The sequence below is a fragment of the Cytobacillus oceanisediminis genome (assembly GCF_004366035.1).
Lineage (GTDB): Bacteria > Bacillota > Bacilli > Bacillales > Cytobacillaceae > Cytobacillus > Cytobacillus oceanisediminis_C.
In genome coordinates, this window is the sequence record NZ_SOEE01000005.1 from 341124 (window position 1) to 362239 (window position 21116).

General features: G+C 44.5%; 17 protein-coding genes. 5 read left to right on the top strand and 12 right to left on the bottom strand.

The window, feature by feature from the left end; all coding sequences use genetic code 11:
• Positions 1-34 precede the first annotated feature (34 nt).
• The 5 genes from DFO72_RS14910 to DFO72_RS14930 form a co-directional block, all read right to left on the bottom strand.
• Complete coding sequence (locus DFO72_RS14910; RefSeq protein WP_113882433.1) at positions 35-1696, bottom strand: glycoside hydrolase family 13 protein; 1662 nt, start codon at positions 1694-1696, stop codon at positions 35-37.
• A gap of 223 nt (positions 1697-1919) precedes the next feature.
• Positions 1920-2381 carry a hypothetical protein gene (locus DFO72_RS14915; RefSeq protein ID WP_243856171.1) on the bottom strand — a complete coding sequence of 154 codons (462 nt, stop codon included), beginning with the start codon at positions 2379-2381 and terminating at the stop codon, positions 1920-1922.
• 99 nt (positions 2382-2480) lie between these two features.
• Positions 2481-3383, bottom strand: coding sequence for an NAD(P)/FAD-dependent oxidoreductase (locus DFO72_RS14920; protein WP_113882435.1), 903 nt, complete (start codon positions 3381-3383; stop codon positions 2481-2483).
• A gap of 109 nt (positions 3384-3492) precedes the next feature.
• Entirely contained in the window at positions 3493-4095 is a 603-nt protein-coding gene (locus DFO72_RS14925; protein ID WP_113882436.1) for a hypothetical protein, read from the bottom strand.
• Positions 4096-4106: 11 nt separating this feature from the next.
• Positions 4107-5291 (bottom strand): ParM/StbA family protein, encoded by a 1185-nt coding sequence (locus DFO72_RS14930; protein WP_113882520.1) that lies wholly within the window; start codon positions 5289-5291, stop codon positions 4107-4109.
• Positions 5292-5758: 467 nt separating this feature from the next.
• Between DFO72_RS14930 and DFO72_RS14935 the strand changes: the two genes are divergently transcribed.
• Positions 5759-7027 (top strand): GGDEF domain-containing protein, encoded by a 1269-nt coding sequence (locus DFO72_RS14935; RefSeq protein WP_113882437.1) that lies wholly within the window; start codon positions 5759-5761, stop codon positions 7025-7027.
• Positions 7028-7262: 235 nt separating this feature from the next.
• Positions 7263-8756, top strand: coding sequence for a peptide MFS transporter (locus DFO72_RS14940; RefSeq protein WP_113882438.1), 1494 nt, complete (start codon positions 7263-7265; stop codon positions 8754-8756).
• Positions 8757-8915: 159 nt separating this feature from the next.
• Here the strand turns inward: DFO72_RS14940 and DFO72_RS14945 are convergent, their stop codons facing one another.
• From DFO72_RS14945 to DFO72_RS14970, 6 genes are all read right to left on the bottom strand, one after another.
• Positions 8916-9416 carry a cupin domain-containing protein gene (locus tag DFO72_RS14945; protein ID WP_113882439.1) on the bottom strand — a complete coding sequence of 167 codons (501 nt, stop codon included), beginning with the start codon at positions 9414-9416 and terminating at the stop codon, positions 8916-8918.
• A 23-nt stretch (positions 9417-9439) separates the two neighbouring features.
• Entirely contained in the window at positions 9440-10285 is an 846-nt protein-coding gene (gene ypfJ, locus DFO72_RS14950; RefSeq protein ID WP_113882440.1) for a KPN_02809 family neutral zinc metallopeptidase, read from the bottom strand.
• A 127-nt stretch (positions 10286-10412) separates the two neighbouring features.
• Positions 10413-11531, bottom strand: coding sequence for an NAD(P)/FAD-dependent oxidoreductase (locus tag DFO72_RS14955; protein ID WP_113882441.1), 1119 nt, complete (start codon positions 11529-11531; stop codon positions 10413-10415).
• 345 nt (positions 11532-11876) lie between these two features.
• Positions 11877-12068 (bottom strand): hypothetical protein, encoded by a 192-nt coding sequence (locus tag DFO72_RS14960; RefSeq protein WP_113882442.1) that lies wholly within the window; start codon positions 12066-12068, stop codon positions 11877-11879.
• Between the two features lie 68 nt (positions 12069-12136).
• Positions 12137-13114, bottom strand: a complete 978-nt coding sequence (locus DFO72_RS14965) for an ornithine cyclodeaminase family protein (protein WP_113882443.1) — start codon at positions 13112-13114, stop codon at positions 12137-12139.
• 13 nt (positions 13115-13127) lie between these two features.
• Positions 13128-14462 carry an MFS transporter gene (locus tag DFO72_RS14970; protein ID WP_113882444.1) on the bottom strand — a complete coding sequence of 445 codons (1335 nt, stop codon included), beginning with the start codon at positions 14460-14462 and terminating at the stop codon, positions 13128-13130.
• Positions 14463-14660: 198 nt separating this feature from the next.
• Between DFO72_RS14970 and DFO72_RS14975 the strand changes: the two genes are divergently transcribed.
• On the top strand, positions 14661-15833 hold the full coding sequence (locus DFO72_RS14975) for an MFS transporter (RefSeq protein ID WP_113882445.1): 1173 nt from the start codon (positions 14661-14663) through the stop codon (positions 15831-15833).
• Between the two features lie 35 nt (positions 15834-15868).
• On the opposite strand, the gene DFO72_RS14980 is transcribed toward DFO72_RS14975, so the two are convergent.
• On the bottom strand, positions 15869-16465 hold the full coding sequence (locus tag DFO72_RS14980; RefSeq protein ID WP_113882446.1) for a class I SAM-dependent methyltransferase: 597 nt from the start codon (positions 16463-16465) through the stop codon (positions 15869-15871).
• Between the two features lie 252 nt (positions 16466-16717).
• Between DFO72_RS14980 and DFO72_RS14985 the strand changes: the two genes are divergently transcribed.
• A complete protein-coding gene (locus DFO72_RS14985; RefSeq protein ID WP_243856172.1) occupies positions 16718-16888 on the top strand; it encodes a thioredoxin in 171 nt (56 codons plus the stop codon).
• 452 nt (positions 16889-17340) lie between these two features.
• Complete coding sequence (locus DFO72_RS14990) at positions 17341-21081, top strand: S8 family serine peptidase (protein ID WP_243856173.1); 3741 nt, start codon at positions 17341-17343, stop codon at positions 21079-21081.
• Positions 21082-21116 lie beyond the last annotated feature (35 nt).

Consider the following 21116-nt stretch of genomic DNA (forward strand, 5'->3'; position numbering starts at 1 on the left):
ACAGGACCCCTAAAAGGAATCCTGCCAACAAAGCTTATTTCAATCGATAAACACGGGCTTCATAAGGCTTAAGCGTAATTGAGTCCGTATCTTCATGCGTTTTAACCGGATAGTTATTCAATAAAAGCTGATCATTAGAAAGCTTAAATTCGGCTTCAAAAGATGCTTCCTCTGTTGAAAGATTCGTAATGACGACTACCTTGTCATCACCTGATGTGCGGGTATAGGCATAGATTTGCTTATCTTTTTCAAGAAGCAGATCGTATTGGCCATAGGTGAAGACTTCATTTTCTTTTTTCAATCGAATCATTCTTTTATAGAAAGAAAGGATGGATTCCTGGTCCTGCGATTGGACTTCCACATTGATTTCCTTATAGTTCGGGTTGACCTTCATCCATGGCTGTCCTGTTGAGAATCCTGCGTTGTCCCTGGATGACCACTGCATAGGCGTACGGCTGTTATCGCGGGAAGAGGCCCAGATAATATCCATGATTTCCTGATGGGACATGCCTTCCTCTTTTTTTAGGCGGTACAGGTTTTTCACGGCTACGTCATCATAATCGTCAATGGATGGGAATTGGACATTGGTCATGCCGATTTCCTGTCCCTGATAAATAAATGGCGTTCCCTGCATCAGGAAGTACATGGCACCCATGGATGTCGCGCTCTGGTGCCAGTATTCCTCATCATTTCCCCATGTTGAAACGACACGAGGCTTATCATGATTTTCGATAAATAAAGCGTTCCAGCCATCCGCTTCCAGGCCTTTCTGCCAGCGGGTAAGAACTTTTTTCAGTTCGACAATATCAACCTCAGGATTAGTTTCTGCATCCCAAAGGCCAAGGTGTTCAAATTGAAAAATCATATCCATTTTACCCTGTTCCTCACCGACCCAAAGATTGGCTTCATCCACGGTAACACCGTTTGCTTCGCCCACTGTCATCACATCATAGTTCGCATATGTGCGATCTTTAAATTCCTTTAAAAACTCGTGAATGCCTTCCTGGTTCATATGCATATCGAAAGAGGAAACATACTTTTGTTTCTTCGGGTTCGGCATATCAGGCAGGCCGGCACGCTTTTTGATATGGCTGATGGCATCAATCCGGAAACCGTCGATTCCCTTATCCAGCCACCAGTTCACCGTATCATATAAAGCATCACGGACTTCTTTGTTTTCCCAGTTTAAATCAGGCTGCTTGGTAGAAAAAACGTGCAGGAAATACTGTTCAGTTTTCTCATCATATTCCCATGCCGGCCCGCCGAAAATGCTTTCCCAGTTATTCGGTTCCTTGCCATTCTTTCCGTCTCTCCAAATGTACCAGTCCCTCTTGGGGTTCTCCTTGGATGAACGGGATTCGATGAACCATTGATGTTCGTCACTTGTATGGTTCAAGACAAGATCAAGAATCAGCTTCATATCGCGCTTATGGACTTCATCCATCAGCTGATTGAAATCCTCCATGGAGCCGAAATCTTCCATGATATCCTGGTAATCTGAAATATCATAGCCATTATCGTCATTAGGGGACTTGTACATTGGGCAAATCCAGACGACATCGATCCCCAGCCCTTTAATATAATCAAGCCGCTGAATGATTCCCTGAAGATCGCCAATTCCATCTCCGTTTGAATCCTGGAAACTGCGCGGATAAATTTGATATCCTACGGCTTCTTTCCACCAAACCTTCTTCATATTAACACCCTCAATTTATATAAATTTCTTTTTCAATCATCGTGGTGCGCAAACGTTTGCATTAAGCGGTATAAAAAAAAGCTGCCTGCTATTTAGCATTTGCATACTACTACAGTAAGTGTAACGCTTACAATTGGATTTTTCAATACCCTTTTTCATGACAAAATCCCACTAACTACATTTAGAAGCCGCAGCATTTTGGACTGCGGCTTCTCCTATATTGTCAGGCTGGCTCCACTTGAAGCTGATCCCGGTATGGTTTTAACGAATGATAGATGATTTTCTGCATGAAGGCTTTATCCATATCCGGAAGCAGTTTTTCTGCAAATCCCCATGCATTCTCTTCAATTTTTAATGCTGTAAGGCATCGTTCCTGCTCTGTTATGCAGGAATCAAGATAATTGGCCAATTCCTCCAGCTCTGTATCTTCAGCATGACCAAGCTCATGAGCAAACACAACAGTGAAATAATCCAAAAAGCGATCAGCAGAAGAAAAGAGCTGCTGGCATTGTCTCATAATCTCTTCCTTATAAAGCGTTACGGTATGTGTTCCCATGCTGTACTTTCCGCCAGCTATACGATTTCCCGGAAAATGACTCTCTAATTTAATCTCTGCCAGACTCCCCGATCTCTCCAGTAACTCCCGAACAACTAGATCCAAGCTTTCTTTCTTCAATGCATACACCTTTCTCTATTTAATAGCTTATAGGCTATTATATGAGAAAAGAGTACAGAAATAAACCAAATATTTACCCATTAAATTTTATATTCAAACCAATTCAGGTTAATTTTTGTCCTGCATCAGCGATTTATGAATCCAAATGGCAGCCTGAGAACCCTCCCCCATTGCGATGGTCACTTGTTCCGAATGGGCTGCCACATCGCCTGCTGCCCAAACATTTTTGACACTTGTCATTTTTGAGCGGGGATCTGTCAGGATATGCTTATTTTCAAGGAGCTCTGCTCCGAGCTGCTTCGCCAGGTCGGATTTTACTTCGTTTCCTCCAAAGGCGATAAAACCTCTATCACCTGTGATTTTTTTACCGTTTTCAAGCTGTACACCGCTGAATTTTTCGTCCTCTGCGAGTACCTTACATATAGATTCTTCAAGGTATTCAATCTTTTTTTCTTTTAATTTCCCCAATAATTTCTGATCTGCCGGCTTTTTTTCATGGTTGATAAAAACAAGATCATTTGTCCAATAAGACAATGTTAATGCCATATTGGCGCCGGCATTTCCAGAGCCGAGCACAATGGTGCGTTTATCTTTCACCTCATATCCGTCGCAGTCAGGACAGACATAGACAGAAATGCCGAGACAAGGCATTAATTCGGGGAAGGGCGGTATCCGGTCCATAATACCAGTTGCAAGTAAAATTCGTTTGCCCATATATTTATTGCCTTTTTGGGATGAAACCTCAAATCCTCCATCTCTTTTTTCTGCCCTTTCCACTTTTTCATAAATAAACTCCACTCCAAGGCTTTCTGCGTGCTGTTTTCCAATTTCCCGGAGTTCAGGGCCGCTCACGCCATCCGGATAGCCTAAGATATTATGATAGCTTTTGCATATCGTGGAGCGCCCATCATTGGAATCAAGCACCAGCACCTTATGTTTATATCTCCCCAGCTGAATGGCAGCCTGCAGTCCCGCCATTCCTCCTCCAACAATCAGGCAATCATAATTCAATTGAAATTCCTCCTTTTCGTTCCAAGATACGCTATAGATGTAAATTACCCAGAAAACCCTTTTCTAAATACAAAAAAGGAGAGTTTCATCACTGAAACTCTCCCCAATCTCATTTATTCATATGTGCAAGAAAGCCGCCAAGAAGAGTATCCAGGTCTTCTTCACTTTCCTCTTCAGTTTCACCTTCTGCATTTTCTTGCTCTTCCTGTTTGGCTTTTTCCCAATCAAAGTCAAGCAAATCATCTTCAATATCGGTCATATCAGCTTCAGAAAGATCGTCTTCTTCTAAAGCTGCAGCTGCCGAATCATACTGACCCACTGAATGTCCCGGCTCCTCCTGCAGATAAAGAGCTTCATCAATATCAGAAGATCGGCTGTTCAAAGAAGCCAGCAGAGATGTTGCCCGCACGGGATCCGTAATCAGCTGGTAAAGGATGCTGCCGAGCAATGCTTCTGAGTGCTCATGCTTTAGCCAGTCGCGCTGGATTTTGCTTAACCCCTTGGGAAGGGGAATGGTAATGGTTTCCCGGTCTTTTGATTGAGAGCTGCTGACTCCCTGCATCACAAACTCTGCAATTTTACTCGAAAAATTCCTTTTTTCGGTTTCCTTGAGCTTTTGCAGATGCTTCAAAATATGATCAGGTGTGTCAGATGGCACCCGAAAGGATACGGATTGTCCTCTCTTAATTTCAGAAGAGGAAGCTTTACTCATGAAAAATCACCCTAGTTGGCTTTAACAGGTTTTTTATCCTGGTCTGCCTTATCTTTATTCGTTGTTCTTCTAGAAAAATCTGATATCAGCTTGTAATAAGCATTGGCCATCATCCAGATGCTTTCTTTTTCATCCTCGAAGAAGTCAATGTTATAGCCATCCAGATTGTTATTTAATGTTTTCAGATAATCTTTTAGAACAATAGATCCGCCGCCGACAAAGTAGCAGATTTCCGTCTGGGAGTTTTTCTGCCAAACATTGCGGAGAAGGCGGTACTGCTTCTTAGCCAGATCTAGCAGAATTCGGTCTGTAATATCATGTACGCTTGTCCGGCTTCCTTTTACCATAATATGATTGCGATCATTCTTTTTCGTGATGATTTCGACGACATCCCTGCGGCTGTCGAGCTCAACGCCATGTTTCGAACGAATCTCCTCACGGATGGATTCTAGAGCTTCAGATACCCCAAGGTTGAAACCCTGCGCTTTATCATCATCAACATTGCGGTTTTTAATGACAGCAATATCCGTTGATAATCCGCCAATATCCTGGATTAAAATACGCTTATCAATTAAATCTTTATTAATGATGTTTAAGTTGTTATCCATTACAAGGTTGATATAAGCAGCAAATCCTTCAGGATAGACCTTCACTTCATCAAACTTGATATTTACTTTTTGCCCCTGGTATTTCGGAGTCACAAGGAACTCAACCTGATGGACAGAGCCCAGCAATTTGGAACGGTAGCCCGCATCCTTGCCTTCCTTTACTTCACGGAGAGGAAGTCCTGTTCCCAGTGTGTAGTTGGCATCAATTACATTCCCGGACTTTTTAAAGCCTGTGGAGCCGTCTTTCTGCATAGCATCCAATGCCAAAGCAGAGAATAGCATGACTAATGTCTGGTCTTCTTCGGATTTGCTGCTGCCTGGATCCAATTCAGTAGCGTTATCGCTTTTGGTTGCCAGGTGTCCCACACGATAAATCGCATTGTTTTCTTTCAGGGCAGGGGAGTGGACTCTGATATGTATGCCTTCAAGCGGATTTTTGCTGTCAAGTTCTTCAATCCCGATAACAGGTCGGTCCTCAACATCTCTCGCAATCACATTCGGTATATTTAATTCTGAATCCAGTTTTCCAAAGATTGCTTTAATAGAATCGTTTCCTACGTCAACTGCTGCAATTCTTGAATTCGTCAAATCATTCAATCCTTTCATTCTCCATAATATAGAGCTGTTGTTTTAAGAGTAATTCAGATTGAGAGATTAATCAATGTAAGGAAATAAAAAGTAATCAAAGCGTAAAGACGTAAACAAATTGTAAACTTATACCTACATTGTATACACTTTCCGTATACATGTAAACATTATCGCACACATCCTTATATACCAACATGTACACTTATTTGTATACTTGTTTACATTTTTGAATACATTCGTAAACAAATTTGCATACATGTATTCATTTTTGTTTACAATCAAATTCATTTGGTGTTTTTCATGAAATTTGATAGGTTAAGAGATAAAGTAATATCCTGTTTGTCTCTAGCAAAAATGAAGTGAAATAAATAATATTAAAAAATTTAGAAAATATATTAAATTTGTCTACTTTCTAGAAAAAAGTTCCTTTAAAATAGAGGTATAACAAGGCAAAGGAGTACAGAAAGATGCAAGGCTCCAGAATATTTATGGTTTCGCTTTTTATTGTTTCACTTTTCACAGCATTGATCTCGGACGGGATCATCGTCGAGAGCTCTTCATATATACAAGCACTCTTCATATACTTGCTGTTTTCCTGCTTGTATCACCATTTGCGGATTATCAGCAGAAACGGGAATACGTCCATTGATTATGGAATTAATTACAGTCTCTCCATTGGGCTTTTCACAGGGCCTCTAGGTTTATTAATATTTGAAGTCATCTATCGTTTTAGCGTTTATTTTTATAAGAAACAAACAAAAACAGATGATCCTGATGAATTTTTCCATACGTTTTATAACATTGGCTCCTTTGTGATGAGCAACTCTATCGCGTTCTATTTATTCAATCTGCTGTATCCCCTCTTTCAGGATGCGGCATTCGGCTTTTGGATAGTGATGCTGATGCTCATTACCGTAACATCCATGCTTTCAGACATTTTCCTGATTACCGTGTTTAAACTGACAGGAGACATTAAATCAAAGCAGGAAGCGATTGATTTTATCAAAACAAGAAGCGTACTGGATATGGGGAAGATTGCCTTTACTAATGGTCTTTTGCTGTTATTTCTTAATGAAGGAAAATGGGAGATGCTTATAAGTCTGTTTATACTTAATTATCTTGTCAGCCGTTCCTTTCTGTCGAAATCACAGATGCTGCAGAATAAACTCGAACGCGACAAATTTGAACAGATGGCTTATACCGATTTCCTTACTGGTGTTTTTAACCGTGCCTATATGGATAAAAAAATGACGGAACTTAATCATTCGATGGAATACATCGGGATTGTAGTGGCAGATATCGACAAGTTCAAAAGGATAAATGACAGCTATAACCACGCCGTGGGCGATCAGGCAATCAGGCACTTTGCTGATTCATTGAAGAGCTATCTCTCCAAAGATGATTACTTGTTCAGAAGCGGCGGAGAGGAATTTACAATAATCATGAGATTCAAGTCATATGAAGAATGCGTAAATTTAACTCAGAAAATACGCAAAGGCATTGAAAACAGCACGTTTCATGCCGATTTTAAAGAGCAGCCCATTTCGCTTTCCTACACGGCATCCTTTGGACTTTTTTATTATAAAGTGAACGAGCTCCTTTCTATCGAAAAAGCTTATGTTTACGCAGACCAGCTCCTTCTGCAGTCCAAGGACATGGGAAAAAACAGGCTATCCTGCAGGGAAGAATCAATTCATCGGCATAGTCCTAAAGAAGTAGTACTTTCAAACGCATAAGAATATTTGCAGCCGCCGCCGGTTTGAGCGGCTTTTTTTATGGGAATAACACCTTTGTTATTCAGATAAGTTTCAATAATTTCATTATTCTGAAAAAATGTTCTTTTGTTTAAATGTCAGGAAAAATCTATTTATTCAGCCTAAAAAGTCAATAATAACCATCGTTACATAAAATTTTTTTTGACAATTAGGAACTATGAAAGATATTATAGAATAGCTAAAAGGAGGATGAAACATGTCAGATTTTAATAGGCAGAAAATTGTTGAAAGTGTGCCTCAAAAAGGTTTCTTTGGACATCCTAAAGGCTTGTTCACACTTTTCTTCACTGAATTTTGGGAGCGCTTTTCTTATTATGGAATGAGAGCGATCCTTGTATTCTATATGTATTATGAAGTTTCAAAAGGCGGTTTAGGCCTGGATGAGCCGACAGCTTTAGCAATCATGTCCATTTATGGATCTTTGGTGTATATGTCAGGAATCATCGGCGGATGGATGGCCGACAGATTGCTCGGAACCTCCAGAGCTGTATTCTATGGCGGAATTTTAATCATGCTCGGCCATATTGCCCTTTCTATTCCTGGCAGCCTGGCTATGTTCTTTGTTTCCATGGTGCTGATTGTATTAGGTACTGGATTATTGAAGCCAAATGTATCAAGTGTGGTTGGGGATATTTACAGCCCTGAAGATAACCGCCGTGATGCCGGTTTCAGTATTTTCTATATGGGTATCAACCTTGGCGGATTCCTTGCGCCTTTAATTGTCGGAACAGTTGGAATGGATTATAATTTCCACCTGGGATTCGCTATCGCTGCCGTTGGTATGTTCTTTGGCTTACTAGTGTTTGTTTTTACGAAAAAGAAAAACCTTGGATTAGCAGGAACTTATGTATCTAATCCATTATCAGCAAATGAAAAAAGTAAGGTTTATACAAGAATTGGCCTTGGTGCTGCTGTTGTTGCCATTTTAGTGGCAGTCGGCATCCCAACTGGTCTTTTAACATTTGATTCGTTTATTGCCCTTGTTGGTGTTCTTGGTATTGGTCTTCCGATCATTTACTTTACTGTGATGTATCGCAGCCCGAAAACAACAGAAGTGGAACGCTCACGCATTATTGCTTATATTCCATTGTTCATTGCATCTGTTATGTTCTGGGCTATACAGGAGCAGGGTTCAACGATTCTTGCGAATTATGCCGACAAGCGTACCCAGCTTGACTTTATGGGACTTGATATTTCACCGGCATGGTTCCAGTCTCTTAACCCATTGTTCATCATTTTCTTTGCGCCAGTATTTGCCTGGCTATGGGTGAAGCTTGGCGACCGCCAGCCTTCAGTGCCCCAGAAGTTCTCCCTGGGTCTATTATTCGCCGGTTTATCTTTCCTTGTGATTCTGCTGCCGGCATACCTTGGCGGAACAGATTCTCTTGTAAGTCCATTATGGCTGGTTCTTAGCTACTTTATTGTTGTTCTTGGTGAGCTTTGCTTATCTCCAGTCGGACTTTCAGCCACTACAAAACTAGCGCCTGCTGCTTTCTCCGCGCAAACGATGAGCCTTTGGTTCCTATCTAACGCGGCCGCTCAGGCAATCAATGCACAGATTGTTAAGTTCTATTCACCAGAAACAGAAATGACTTATTTCGGTGTAATTGGTGCAGCAGCGATCTTGCTATCCATTATCCTATTCATGTTGAGTCCTAAGATTCAAGGATATATGAAGGGTGTACGTTAATAGAAAAGCGAAAGCCAGAAGAGTGTATGCTCTTCTGGCTTTTTTTGTGCAGCTTACTTCATGGATTAGTATCTCCTTGGCCGGTAAATTTGTCAGTTTGGCCGGTATTTCTGCGGTCATGGCTGGTATCTCTTTAATATCAGCCGGTAACAGCAGTCTTCATTCTTTCCACTCCGTAAGCATCGGCCCTTTATCACCATAGACAGGATCAGTCTGCGGAACAGGGACATTTTTTATTTCTGCCAGCGCTTGTACACGGTCTGATGGGTCCTTTTTCTTCATATTCGGGCTTGTTCCGCCGGGATAGGCACCCACTACTTTGAAGTCCGGACTGCTTTCTGCATTCTTATGTCCTGTTCCTGCCGGGAGGAGAATGACATCACCCTGATGGAGCTCAAGGCGCTCGCCCTGGTCACCGCCGATGAGGACGGTGGCATATCCTGCTTTGACACCCAGTACTTCATGAGTATTGCTGTGATAATGGTGGTAATCATACACCCCGCCCGTCCAGCTGCCGGTCCATTGATGTCTGTTAAAAGCCGCCTCTATTTCATCAGGCCGCTCCTTAAAAACAGCCTTGTAGATGATAACAGAAAGGTCCGGATTGTTGGGTATTTGTCCATTATCCGCCAGCTGGATTGTTTGAATTTGGCTTTCCATGTGAACCGCTCCTTTCGAATTGATCATTTACTCTGTTTAAACGTGTCTCCGCCTTTGATGGTCCCGTTTTGGAATCCTTTGTAGAACCATGAATTTCTTTGTTCTGACGTTCCATGAGTAAAGCTTTCAGGCACCACATAGCCCTGCGCCCGTTTTTGAAGGGTGTCGTCCCCTACTGCCGTTGCAGCATTCAGGGCTTCTTCCAGATCACCTTCCTCTAAATATCCCATTCCCTGGGCATGGTGGGCCCAAACGCCTGAATAATAGTCGGCCTGCAACTCAAATCGGACCAGATACTGATTAAACTTTTCTTCGCTCATTCTCTGGCGGAGCGGCATGATTTCCTCAGTCGTTCCAAGCAGTGTCTGCACATGGTGCCCCACCTCATGGGCTATAACATAGGCCATGGCAAAATCGCCAGGAGCCTGGAACTTCCTTTGCAGTTCTTCGTAAAAGCTTAAATCAATATACAATTTTTGGTCACCCGGACAATAGAAAGGCCCGACAGACGAGGACGCTGCCCCGCATGCAGACTGTACGCTGCCTGAGTATAAAACAAGGGTCGGCTCCTTATATTGCAATCCCTGTTCTTCGAATATATCCGTCCAGACTTCTTCTGTATCCGCCAGCACAACTGATACAAAATCAGCAAGCTCTTTTTCCTGTTCTGATTCTTCATATGGCACAGCTGTACCAGAGTCCGTTCCGGCCATATTGCCTAAAAGCTCGCCGGGATCACCACCGAGGAAGGTAAATAACAATACAATAATAATTCCGCCGAGGCCGCCGCCGATCAGGGTTTTCCCCCCTCCGCCCATGCCTCTCCGGTCTTCAACATTTGAACTCGCTCTTCTGCCTTTCCACTTCATGTTTCAGCCTCCTAATGAAACGCCTTTTATCATTCATTTGATTAGTGTATACCCGAAATGAATGGATTTATTAACTTAGCAGAAGTAAAAATAGGTGCCTGCTTCAAACAGGCACCTTTAACTCTTATTATTTTTGTATCGCGCCAGCCGGATCATAGAGACTCAGGTCAATATCCACCTCTTGCCCGAGAGCAAGCTTGGCCAGCTGGGCACCCAGAAACGGCCCTGCAGTCAGTCCAGAGGCTCCAAGTCCATTTGATATGTATAGACCCTCTATGCCCGGAATTCGGCCGATGATAGGCAAGAAACCGGGTGTATAGGGACGGTAGCCCACACGTGCTTCTGTGAACGTTCCATCCGACAATCCAGGGGCTATTGCTAAAGCTTTCTCAAAAATTTCATTCAGGCCGCCAGCTGTCACTCTTAAATCGTAGCCCTTATCATCTTCATGGGTGGCACCAACGACGATGCGGCCGCCTTCAAAAGCCAGAATGTATTGATTGTTTGGCGGTATAACAACCGGCCATTTGCCCGTATCCTCCCCTTCAAGCTGAAGATGGACAATCTGCGCTTTTTGCGGCTTCACATCCAATTGAATACCAAGCGGCTTTAAAAGCTCACCAGCCCACGCTCCAGCTGCTGCAATGACACTAACTGCTTCATATTGGTTTCCGTCGGCCTTTACGGCCGTGACCCTATCTCCTTGGCACAAAAGTTCAGCAGAGCCATGAACCAATACAGCACCATGTTTTTCAGCCGCCCGCAGCAGGGCGTCCCTTAGTTCCCGCCCGTTAACGCGCGCCGCACCGCTTACATGAACCGAGGCATATTCCTTCGATAGTGGCGGGAAAAGCTCCAATGTCTGATCTGGGGATAATGGTGTAATCTCTCCCATTTCAGGTGCATCGCCACGCCTTTTTACCGCACGTTCTTCTATTTTTTCAAGCTTTCCAGGATCGGTATGAAGGCTGACGGCTCCTACTTTTTGATAGCCGGTCCTCGTCTCTCCGTCCTTTTCAAGCTCCCGTATAAGTGCTTGATAGTAGGCCGCTCCCCCTTTGGCCAGCGCGTACCAAGCCTTATTTCGCCGCTGTGACAGCCAGGGGCAGATAATTCCTGCCGCTGCGTCTGTTGCCTGCCCCGGGTCTTTGCGGTCGATAACGGTGACATATGCACCTGCCTTAGCCAAATGGTAGGCTGCAGAGGCCCCCAGTATTCCTGCACCGATGATGATATGACTTTTCATAATGACTCCTTTTTGCGAACATGTTTGCCACTTATTTTACAAGAGATGAGGAAAGGGTTCAATTTTGCTCCTTGTCAGCTAGTTTGACTTATTTTCACGGTAATGGTGCAGGAAAGCTGGTATGGCGCAAAGTGACCGATAAAATGAAAATCTGACCGATATCCTTGACTTAGTGACCGATAAAATGAAAATCCGACCGATATCCTTGACTTAGTGACCGATAAAATGAAAATCCGGCTGATATCCCCCTCGCAGCAGCCTTATGCAGCCGCTTTTCCTGGCCCAACACCCCAATGCATACAAAAAAAACTGCATGACAGGCACAAAACCCATCATGCAGCTTCATTAAAATGGCTTATTCGGTTCATAGGTCGGCTGCTGGTTTTGTGCCTGATACTGCTGGCTTTTGGCTGCCGCATCCTGGACGTTTTCTTCAAGAGCAAATTCAGTGTCCATTCCTTTTTTGAATTGGTCCGCCTGGTTTTGGGCGGCTACGATCTGCTGTTCTTCTGTTACTTTATTCGGCTGCTTTGGCATCCATATCTCTCCTTTATTTTAGAAGTATAGCTATAGATTTTCCAAAGCTCCAGGCACTATTCACCTTTTTACAGGTCCACCTTAGTTCCGACGCCTTCAAGAATTGCTTTTTCATAAACGGCTGCAGCTACAGCGAGGTCAAAGTAGGCAATGCCGACTGATTTAAAAAGGGTAATCTCTTCATCGTTTTCTCTGCCTGCGATCACTCCGGCTGATAATTGTCCGAGTTCGCCGTGAAGGTCCGAGAAGCTCCAGATGCCTTCTCTGGCAGGAATAATAAAATCACCCGCTTCATCTTTGACCCCTTCCAAGGTATCTGCGACGATTTTAGAGCTTCGCAGCAGTGTTTCTGCGTCGACTTCCTGCATATGCGGAAGATAGGAGCCTACCCCGTTAATATGCGTACCCGGCCGGATGGCCTTGCCTGAGAACACAGGCTTTTCCGAGCGGGTGCTGCAGATAACAATATCCGCCCGGGAAACAGCTTCATCTGCATTTTCCAAGATGGTCACCGGACCGTTGAATTCATGAAATTTCCCAGAAAACTCTTGTGCCTTTGCAGCCGTCCGGTTGTACAGTAAAATTTCCTCTATTTCACGGACCTCCAAAACGGCCTGCAGCTGCTCTTCAGCCATTGCCCCGCACCCGATCACGGCCACAGACCTTGACGATTTTTTTGCCAGATGCTTAGTGGCAATGCCGCTCACGGCCCCGGTCCGGAGCCTTGTCAGGTAAGAGGCATTCATGCATGCGAGGTGTTCTCCATTATCCGTATCGCTCAGCAAAATGACTCCTTGAGTCGTTTTTTTGCCGAGCGCGGGGTTCTCCGGAAAAATGGTGACCACCTTCACAGCCGTTTTGCCAATTGGCGTCATGGCACTCGGCATATAAAGGGCAGATGCCTGTTTCTCCGGAAAGTCCAGGACGGTTCTATGGGGATTCTGGATTTTCCCCTCCAGATGATGTATCAGGGCATTTTCCAGATCTTTAATGGCTGATCCCATCGTATAGATGGATTTGATTTCTTTTTCAGATAATAAAAGCATAAAATCTACCTTTCTAAGCTTTTTGGCCGGTTTGTCCGAAGCCTGTATGGAGTGAATCATCTCCTGGCAGATCAGAATCAAGGTCCTGATTGCTTCGGTCACGGACGGATGCAATCGCAATTAAAGAGATGGCGGCTGCAAGCATGATATATAACGCTACAGGAACATAGGAATTGTCATACGCATTCAGCAGGGCAGTTGCAACGAGAGGAGCGGTTCCTCCTGCCAGAGCAGCCCCTATTTGATAGCCCAGTGTGATGCCGGTATAGCGGACATTCGACTTAAATATTTCAGAAAACATCGTCCCGAGGACAGCGGTGATTGGAGCCCAAATGATGCCAAGCCCCAATATGGTAGCCACAACCAGCAGAACCGCCGAACCCTGATGAAGCAGCCAGAAGTATGGAAAGGCGTAAAGCATCATAAGGACCGTTCCGCCTACATATAGCTTTTTCCGGCCAATTTTGTCAGACAGTCTTCCCATGATCGGGATTAGTATTGTAGTAATAATCGTTGCAATCGTAACGGCGCTCAGGGTAACGGTGCGCGAGAACCCGAGCTGTGTTGTCGCATAGGAAACAATAAAGGTTCCGAAAATATAAAATGGCGCTGTCTCCACCACTTTTGCGCCGACCGCAATCAATACTTCCTTCCAATGGCTGCGCATCGTTTCCACAAACGGAATCTTGGCAATTTCACCTTTCTCCTTGGCCTTTTTAAAGGATGGTGTTTCATCAATCCCTTTGCGGATCCATAAGCCAAAAAAGACAAGCAGGGAACTTAGAATGAACGGCACACGCCATCCCCATGATAAAAAGGCTTCCTCAGGCAATAAAGTCATGATGGATAAGGCAAGCGTTCCAAGGAGCATTCCGATAGTGACACCCATTTGCGGAATGCTACCAAAAAAGCCGCGCCGATTCTTTGGGGCATACTCAACAGCAAGCAGAAGCGCTCCGCCCCATTCTCCTCCGAGGCCAATACCTTGTATTAAGCGTAAAATTATCAGCAGGATCGGTGCAGCCGCACCAATATTGTCGTAGGTAGGCAAAAAGCCCATGAGGACTGTTGCACCGCCCATAAGGGACAGTGTGAGGACAAGGGTCTTCTTTCTGCCGATTTTATCGCCAATGTGGCTGAAAATAACCCCGCCAAGCGGGCGGATGAAGAAAGCAAGTGCGAAAGATGCATATGCCAGCATTAAACCGACAGCCGGGTCATCACTATGAAAAAACATTTGATTAAATACAAGTGCAGCAACCGTCCCATACAAAAAGTAATCAAACCATTCGATGGAACTTCCGATCAGGCTTGCGATCAGCACTTTCTTTTCTAATTTCTTTTCCATTTCATTTCCCCCTCTCTTGACTGTAAAAATGTACAAGTTCATCATAGTTTATATTATTTTGATATTTCAATATATTTTTAAAATTGGCTAATAAATAGAACTTATTTACCTGCCTAGTCCCTAAGGTGAAAGTATGGGAATGTTTTTGTTATAATCATAATACTTAGATGGAATTTGATCTTAACTGGAGTGAACACGTTGAATACAAAAAAAGCACTGCCTCTTTTATTCGCAGTTATGTTTCTTGTTATGGTGGGGTTTGGAATCATCATACCTGTCATCCCCTTTTATGCGGAAGAATTAGGGGCCTCACCCACTGAACTGGGCCTATTAATGGCCGTTTATTCGTTGATGCAGCTGCTGTTTGCGCCTATGTGGGGGCGCATTTCCGATAAAATCGGACGCAAACCGATCATAATGATCGGCATCTTTGGCCTTGGCCTGTCTTTTTTCATGATGGCCTTATCCACTGAGCTTTGGATGCTGTTTGCTGCCAGAATCATCGGCGGCTTCCTGTCATCTGCCAATATGCCGACTGTCATGGCCTATGTAGCGGATATTACATCTGAAGAAGACCGCGGAAAAGGGATGGGGATCATTGGAGCTGCAGTTGGCTTAGGATTTATTTTTGGGCCGGCAATCGGGGGCATCTTTTCCCGGGAAAGTTTGAACATTCCTTTCTACGCGGCAGGAACATCTTCGTTTATCACATTTTTCCTTGTCATGCTTGTGCTGAAGGAATCCCTTTCACCAGAGCAGCGCAGCCAGGGAACTGCTAAGCGTCCAGGACTTTTAACAGCTTTAAGCGGAAACACTGGAATTTTGTTTATCCTTCAGCTGTTTGTTTCGCTGTCGCTGGCAGGTCTGGAAGCAACCTTCGCGTATTTTGCTGCTGAAAAAGCTGGCCTTGGGACCGTGGAGCTTGGCTATATCTTTATGATCATGGGGTTTGGAGGCGCCCTTGTACAGGGCGGTTTAGTAGGAAGAATGACGAAAAAGTACGGAGAAGGGGCTGTGATTCAGCTGGGGGTCATCATATCTGCCATTGGCTTTGGACTTATCCTCCTGGTTGACAGTTTTACCACAGCAGCGATTTTCTTAACAGTTTTCGGCATCGGAAACGGGTTTATCCGCCCGAGCGTATCTTCCCTGCTGACAAAGACATCTCAGACAGGACACGGCAGCACGACTGGCCTGCTGTCATCATTTGACTCTCTTGGACGTATTATCGGGCCCCCGCTTGGCGGTTGGCTTTTTACGATGAGTATAGGCGCCCCGTACATCTCGGGAATCCTGCTTTCCGGATTGGCATTCGTGTTGTATCGTGTTTATTCTGCCAAGGTAAACAGAACTCAATCAATTACATCTTAAAAATAGGGAAAGGAGGCCGCTTATGCCTCCTTTTTCTATTTCTGTAATATAGCCTGAATCACATGTCCCGTACCTGTATGGCCTTTTCCTTCCACTCTCTCCTGTTCGCCATAAAAGAAATGAAGGACTTTATAACTCTTAATCCATTGGAGAAGATCTGCGGGATCATAAACCATATCAACACTTTTAGGCCCGCCTGTTCCATAGCGGAGCTGATCCTCTGAATAGACTTCAAGCATGACGATTCCACCCGGCTTTACAACGGAAACCAGCTTATCAAAAACAGTCTTTTGGTCTTTTTTCAGAAAATGGCCGAAAACCATAATCGAAGCATCATACTCCCCTGATGGCACAGGATCATGAATAAGATCCTTCTGTCCTGTTTCTATTCTGACATGATGGCGTTCAGCCAGCTGCTGTGTTTTAATTAAGCCGCTTTGTGTATAATCCCATGCAGTTACCTCATGCCCCTTTCTTGCAAGGAAAACAGCATTCCGGCCCTCACCCTCAGCCAAAGCAGCAACTCGCGTGTGCCCTTCAAGCCGCCACGCCTGCTCTCTGATAAATTCATTGGGCTCATCGCCATATAAATATCCTTCTGCGGAGAACTTTTCCTCCCATAGATTTGCCAATATAACCACTCCTTCCTGATAAGGTATTCTAGAAGTGGTTATGGAAATCCTATTGTATAATGGAAAAAATGCCGGCAGGAGAGGAGGATGACGATGAAAGAGCTGACGAAGATGGAAGAGGTGCACCAGTTTATTCAGAGCGCTGAGCTAGGCCTGATATATGTGCTGACTGACGGCTGAAGCGTCTGTCATGGTCTGCTTCCTCAGGTTGAGGAAGTGTTGGAAGATTATCCCCATATAGAAGCACGATTTGTGAATGCAGGAAAGGTCACTGAGATAGCCGGGTTCCTCATGGCTTTTACAGTGCCCGTGATTGCTTTATATCTGGATGGAAGAGAAGTTCTGAGGGAGGCTCGGTTCATACCGGTCGAGAAGCTTCGTGATGATTTGAAGAAGATTTATGAGGGTGTTTTTGATGTATAAAACAAGGACTGACGGTGCTTTTCCGCCAGTCCTTTTTGACTAATCAGCTGATTGTTTAAAAAATCAGCCTTGCATAAGCACAAGAATTCGAATGTTAAAATTAATAGATTTGCAGTAAATTAGAATATTATTTTCTTTCCCTATTAAATAACCCCAAATTTTATTGTCATAAATACCTACAAACACTCCCAATCATCCATCATTTTATTAAAACCTAATTCTTTTTACCCGGTTTTAACACTTAAACCGCCTTTGAATTTCCCCAATTAACAGAATGTTCTTTCTTCTCTATACTTTTCATTAGAAGGTCCTTACAAACTATGAATCAAGTATTTAAGGAGGTTGGTCCTTGATTAATTAAAGCAGTTAATAGGGGTGATTTCCCAGCTGCTTTAAAAGTGAATTACTATACTGATTTGAAGAGGAGAATGGGCACGATGGGAGATTTCAGGTTGAAAAAGTATTTAACAGCTGCCATGGCTGCTGCTATGCTGGCCGTTCCGCCCCTGCAGGCTTCGGCTGATGATTCAGGAAAAGGAATTCTAAAAGGGGCAGATGGCAAAGCGGCCATAACCAATCTGCAAGGGATGAATGCAAAAGCCAGTAAAGGCAAGCATGTCATCACCCTTATTACAGGTGATGTCGTAACCGTAACTGAATTTGCAGATGGAAAGAATATCATTCATGTTGAACCAGCGGATCCTTCCGCAAGTGGAGCACGTATTTTGACAGCCAACAAGGAAACGTATGTCATTCCTGATCAGGCTATCTCATATCTGGCTTCCGGATTTTTAGACCAGGACCTGTTCAATATTACGGCTTTAATTAAAGATGGCTATGATGACGAGAATCAAAAGGAATTACCGGTCATCATTCAATATTCCGAATCCAAAGGCCGTTCAGCTGATGCTCATCCAGCCCCAAAAGGCTCAAAGAAAACCCATGTGCTTGAAAGCATAGATAGTGTAGCAGTCTCAGCTGATAAGAAAGAAACAAAGGAATTCTGGAAAGAAGTGACTAAAGCAAACAAAACTTCTAAGAAGTCTAAAGCTGTACTGGCTCCAGGCATTGAAAAAATCTGGCTGGATGGCCGTGTCGAAGCTTCTCTTGAACAAAGTGTCCCTCAGATCGGAGCCCCTTCAGCTTGGGAATCCGGCTATGATGGAACAGGCGTAAAGGTGGCTGTTCTTGATACCGGAATTGATTCAGAGCATCCGGACATTGCAGGCCAATTGGATGAGGCAGTGAGCTTCGTTCCAGGTGAAGAAGTGACCGATATGCATGCACATGGGACACATGTGGCTTCTACAGTGCTTGGCACAGGTGAAGCCTCCGAAGGACGGAATCAGGGTGTGGCTCCCGGCTCACGCCTCCTTGTAGGAAAAGTCCTGAGTAATGAAGGTTTTGGCCAGGATTCATGGATTATAGATGGAATGGAGTGGGCTGCTGAAAACGCCAAAATCGTCAATATGAGCCTGGGCAGTTCTGAACCAAGCGATGGAACGGACCCAATGGCTCAAGCGGTGAACAATCTTAGTAAAGAAACCGGCTCCTTGTTTGTTATTGCTGCCGGGAACACTGGCAGTGAAGGAATCGGATCACCAGGAGCTGCTGACGAAGCTCTTACTGTTGGCGCCGTGGACAAGTCCGACAATCTTGCCTGGTTCTCGTCTAAAGGGCCTAGCTTTGGAAGCTCAGGATTAAAGCCTGACCTTACTGCTCCTGGAGTTGGAATCATGGCTGCGCGTTCTCAATATACGAACCAGGGAAGCGGCTCTTACATGAGCATGGATGGCACATCAATGGCAACACCTCATGTTGCTGGAGCTGCAGCCCTTCTCTCCCAGCGCCACCCTGACTGGACCGGAGGACAGCTTAAAGAAGCTCTGATGAGCACCACAAAGAAGCTGGAGGACATTAAGCCTTTTGAAGGCGGAACTGGTCGTCTTGATGCTGAAGCTGCAGTGCTTGGCAATATAAGGGCAACTGGGTCCCTCGATTTTGGCTTCTATGACTGGCCTCATGAGAATGATGTTCCGGCTGAGAAGGCCATTACGTATACAAACGATAGCAGCCAGGATGTGACATTGGATCTGTCAGTATCGATAAAGGATGGCCATGACACCGATGCTCCTGCCGGAATGGTAAAACTTTCATCAGAAAAAGTGACTATCCCAGCTAATGGAAGTGCCGAGGTTACAGTTACACTCGACCCAAATAACAGTGACTTTGGTACCCGTTATCAGGGCCATATCAGTGCTGCAGCAGAGGGTCAAAAAATTGTCCATACTGCATTAGGCATGATTAAAGAAGATGAAAGGTATCCCCTTACCATAAAGGCAGTTGATCGGGATGGGGAAGCTGCCTCAGCATACTTTTACCTGTTGGGCCCAACTGGCGATCCTCAGTTCATGTCAGTGGAAGGTACGAAGGAGCTGCGGCTGCCGAAAGGAACGTATTCCGTTATGTCCATGATGGACGTTGATGCGGATACAGATCATGCAGGTGTCGCGCTTGTCGGCGACCCGGAAATTAACATGGATGGCCCTCAGACTGTTATGCTGGATGCCCGCAAGGCAAACGAAATTACTGTGGATGTTCCAAAAGAGACAGAAGCAAATTACCGGAAACTGGAGTATTACCGAAGCATTAATGGAAACCAGGTGAATGACATTTACATTATGCCTGCAGTCGTGGATAAAATGTATGCTGCGCCAACAGAGAAAGTAAAAGATGGCGAATTCACACAAGCTACGCGCTGGCGCCTGGCAGAGCCAATGCTGACAATCAGTTACAAAGGAAAGGAATTGGATGATATCCCACAGGCTGGAAGCACTCTCCTGAATGGGAAGTATAATTTGAATGCTGTCTATGCCGGAAATGGATCTCCAGCGGATTATGAAAAGCTGGATGTAAAGGGAAAAGCCGCAATTGTGCAGCGCAGTGATGCATTAACAGGATCAGAACGTGCTGCAGCAGCGTTAGCAGCAGGAGCACAACTATTGATTACCGTTAATGATGGACCTCAGGAGCTTAGTGAATGGGTAGGAATAGAAAATGAAGATTTTTCACTTTCCAACAGCCCTCTACCGGTTGCTGGTGTCAGCAGCACTGAAGGCAAAGAGCTGATCGCAGCTGCCAAGTCTGGAAAATTGACTTTAAAAGTCGAGGGTACACCTGACTCGGATTACTTATATGACCTGGTGGACATGCATCATCAGGCAGTGCCTAAAGAGGTAAACTATTCTCCGAAAACGAAGGACCTTGTTAAAATCAACTCTGAATATAAATCAGACCGTCCTGCTCCGGGTGCTGAGTTCCGGTATGATATTTTGGCGCACAGCTTTGCCGGAGTAGGCTTCCTGCAGACCCTGTCACTTCCGTCTGTCAGAACAGAGTGGGTATCGGCACAAAAAGGCACATCATGGTACCACCAGGCTGGTGTTCTTGATGCCCAGTGGGAAGTAAGACAGCCAAAAGTGGATTACAAACCGGGTCAAACGTTGAATGAAGAGTGGTTTTCACCAGTCGTCCGTCCTCGTTTTGGTGATGGTTTCTGGGCTCCATACCGTTCAGGCAATAATTTGATATTAAATGTTCCTGCCTGGGCTGACTCAGGACCTGGACATACGGGAGCTGAGATGAATTACCCTGGCGATCAAACATTAAAGCTATATCAAGGGAATAAGCTGGTTAAAGAAGGAAAGGGCCAGGCACTCTACTTATTTAATGAATTTCCGCAAGAGAAAACCCAGTACAAACTAGTAAGTGATGCTGCCCGTGATGCAGATCGCTGGAACACATCAATCCGTACACATACGGAGTGGACATTCTGGTCACAGAAGCAAGCAGAATTCCAGACTGCTCTTCCGCTGATTTCTCTTGATTATAAAGTGGATACTGACATGTCAGGCACCTCCACAGCCGGAAAAAAGATTAAGCTTGATTTATCAGCTGTTCAAATAGCCGATGCTCCGGAAAACGGCAGAATAAAAGGAGCCAGCCTGCAAGTGTCTTTTGATGAAGGAAAGACATGGGAAGCTGCAAAGTTAGTTTCCATGGGCAATGGCTGGTCTGCTGAAATCAAGCATCCAAATAAGAAGGGAAGCTCTGTCTCCCTGCGTGCCAGTGCATGGGATGATGCTGGCAATCGTGTAAATCAGGAGATTATCAAGGCTTATGGATTAAAATAATAAAAAAATGATGAAGCTTTGTTAAGCAGCGGATT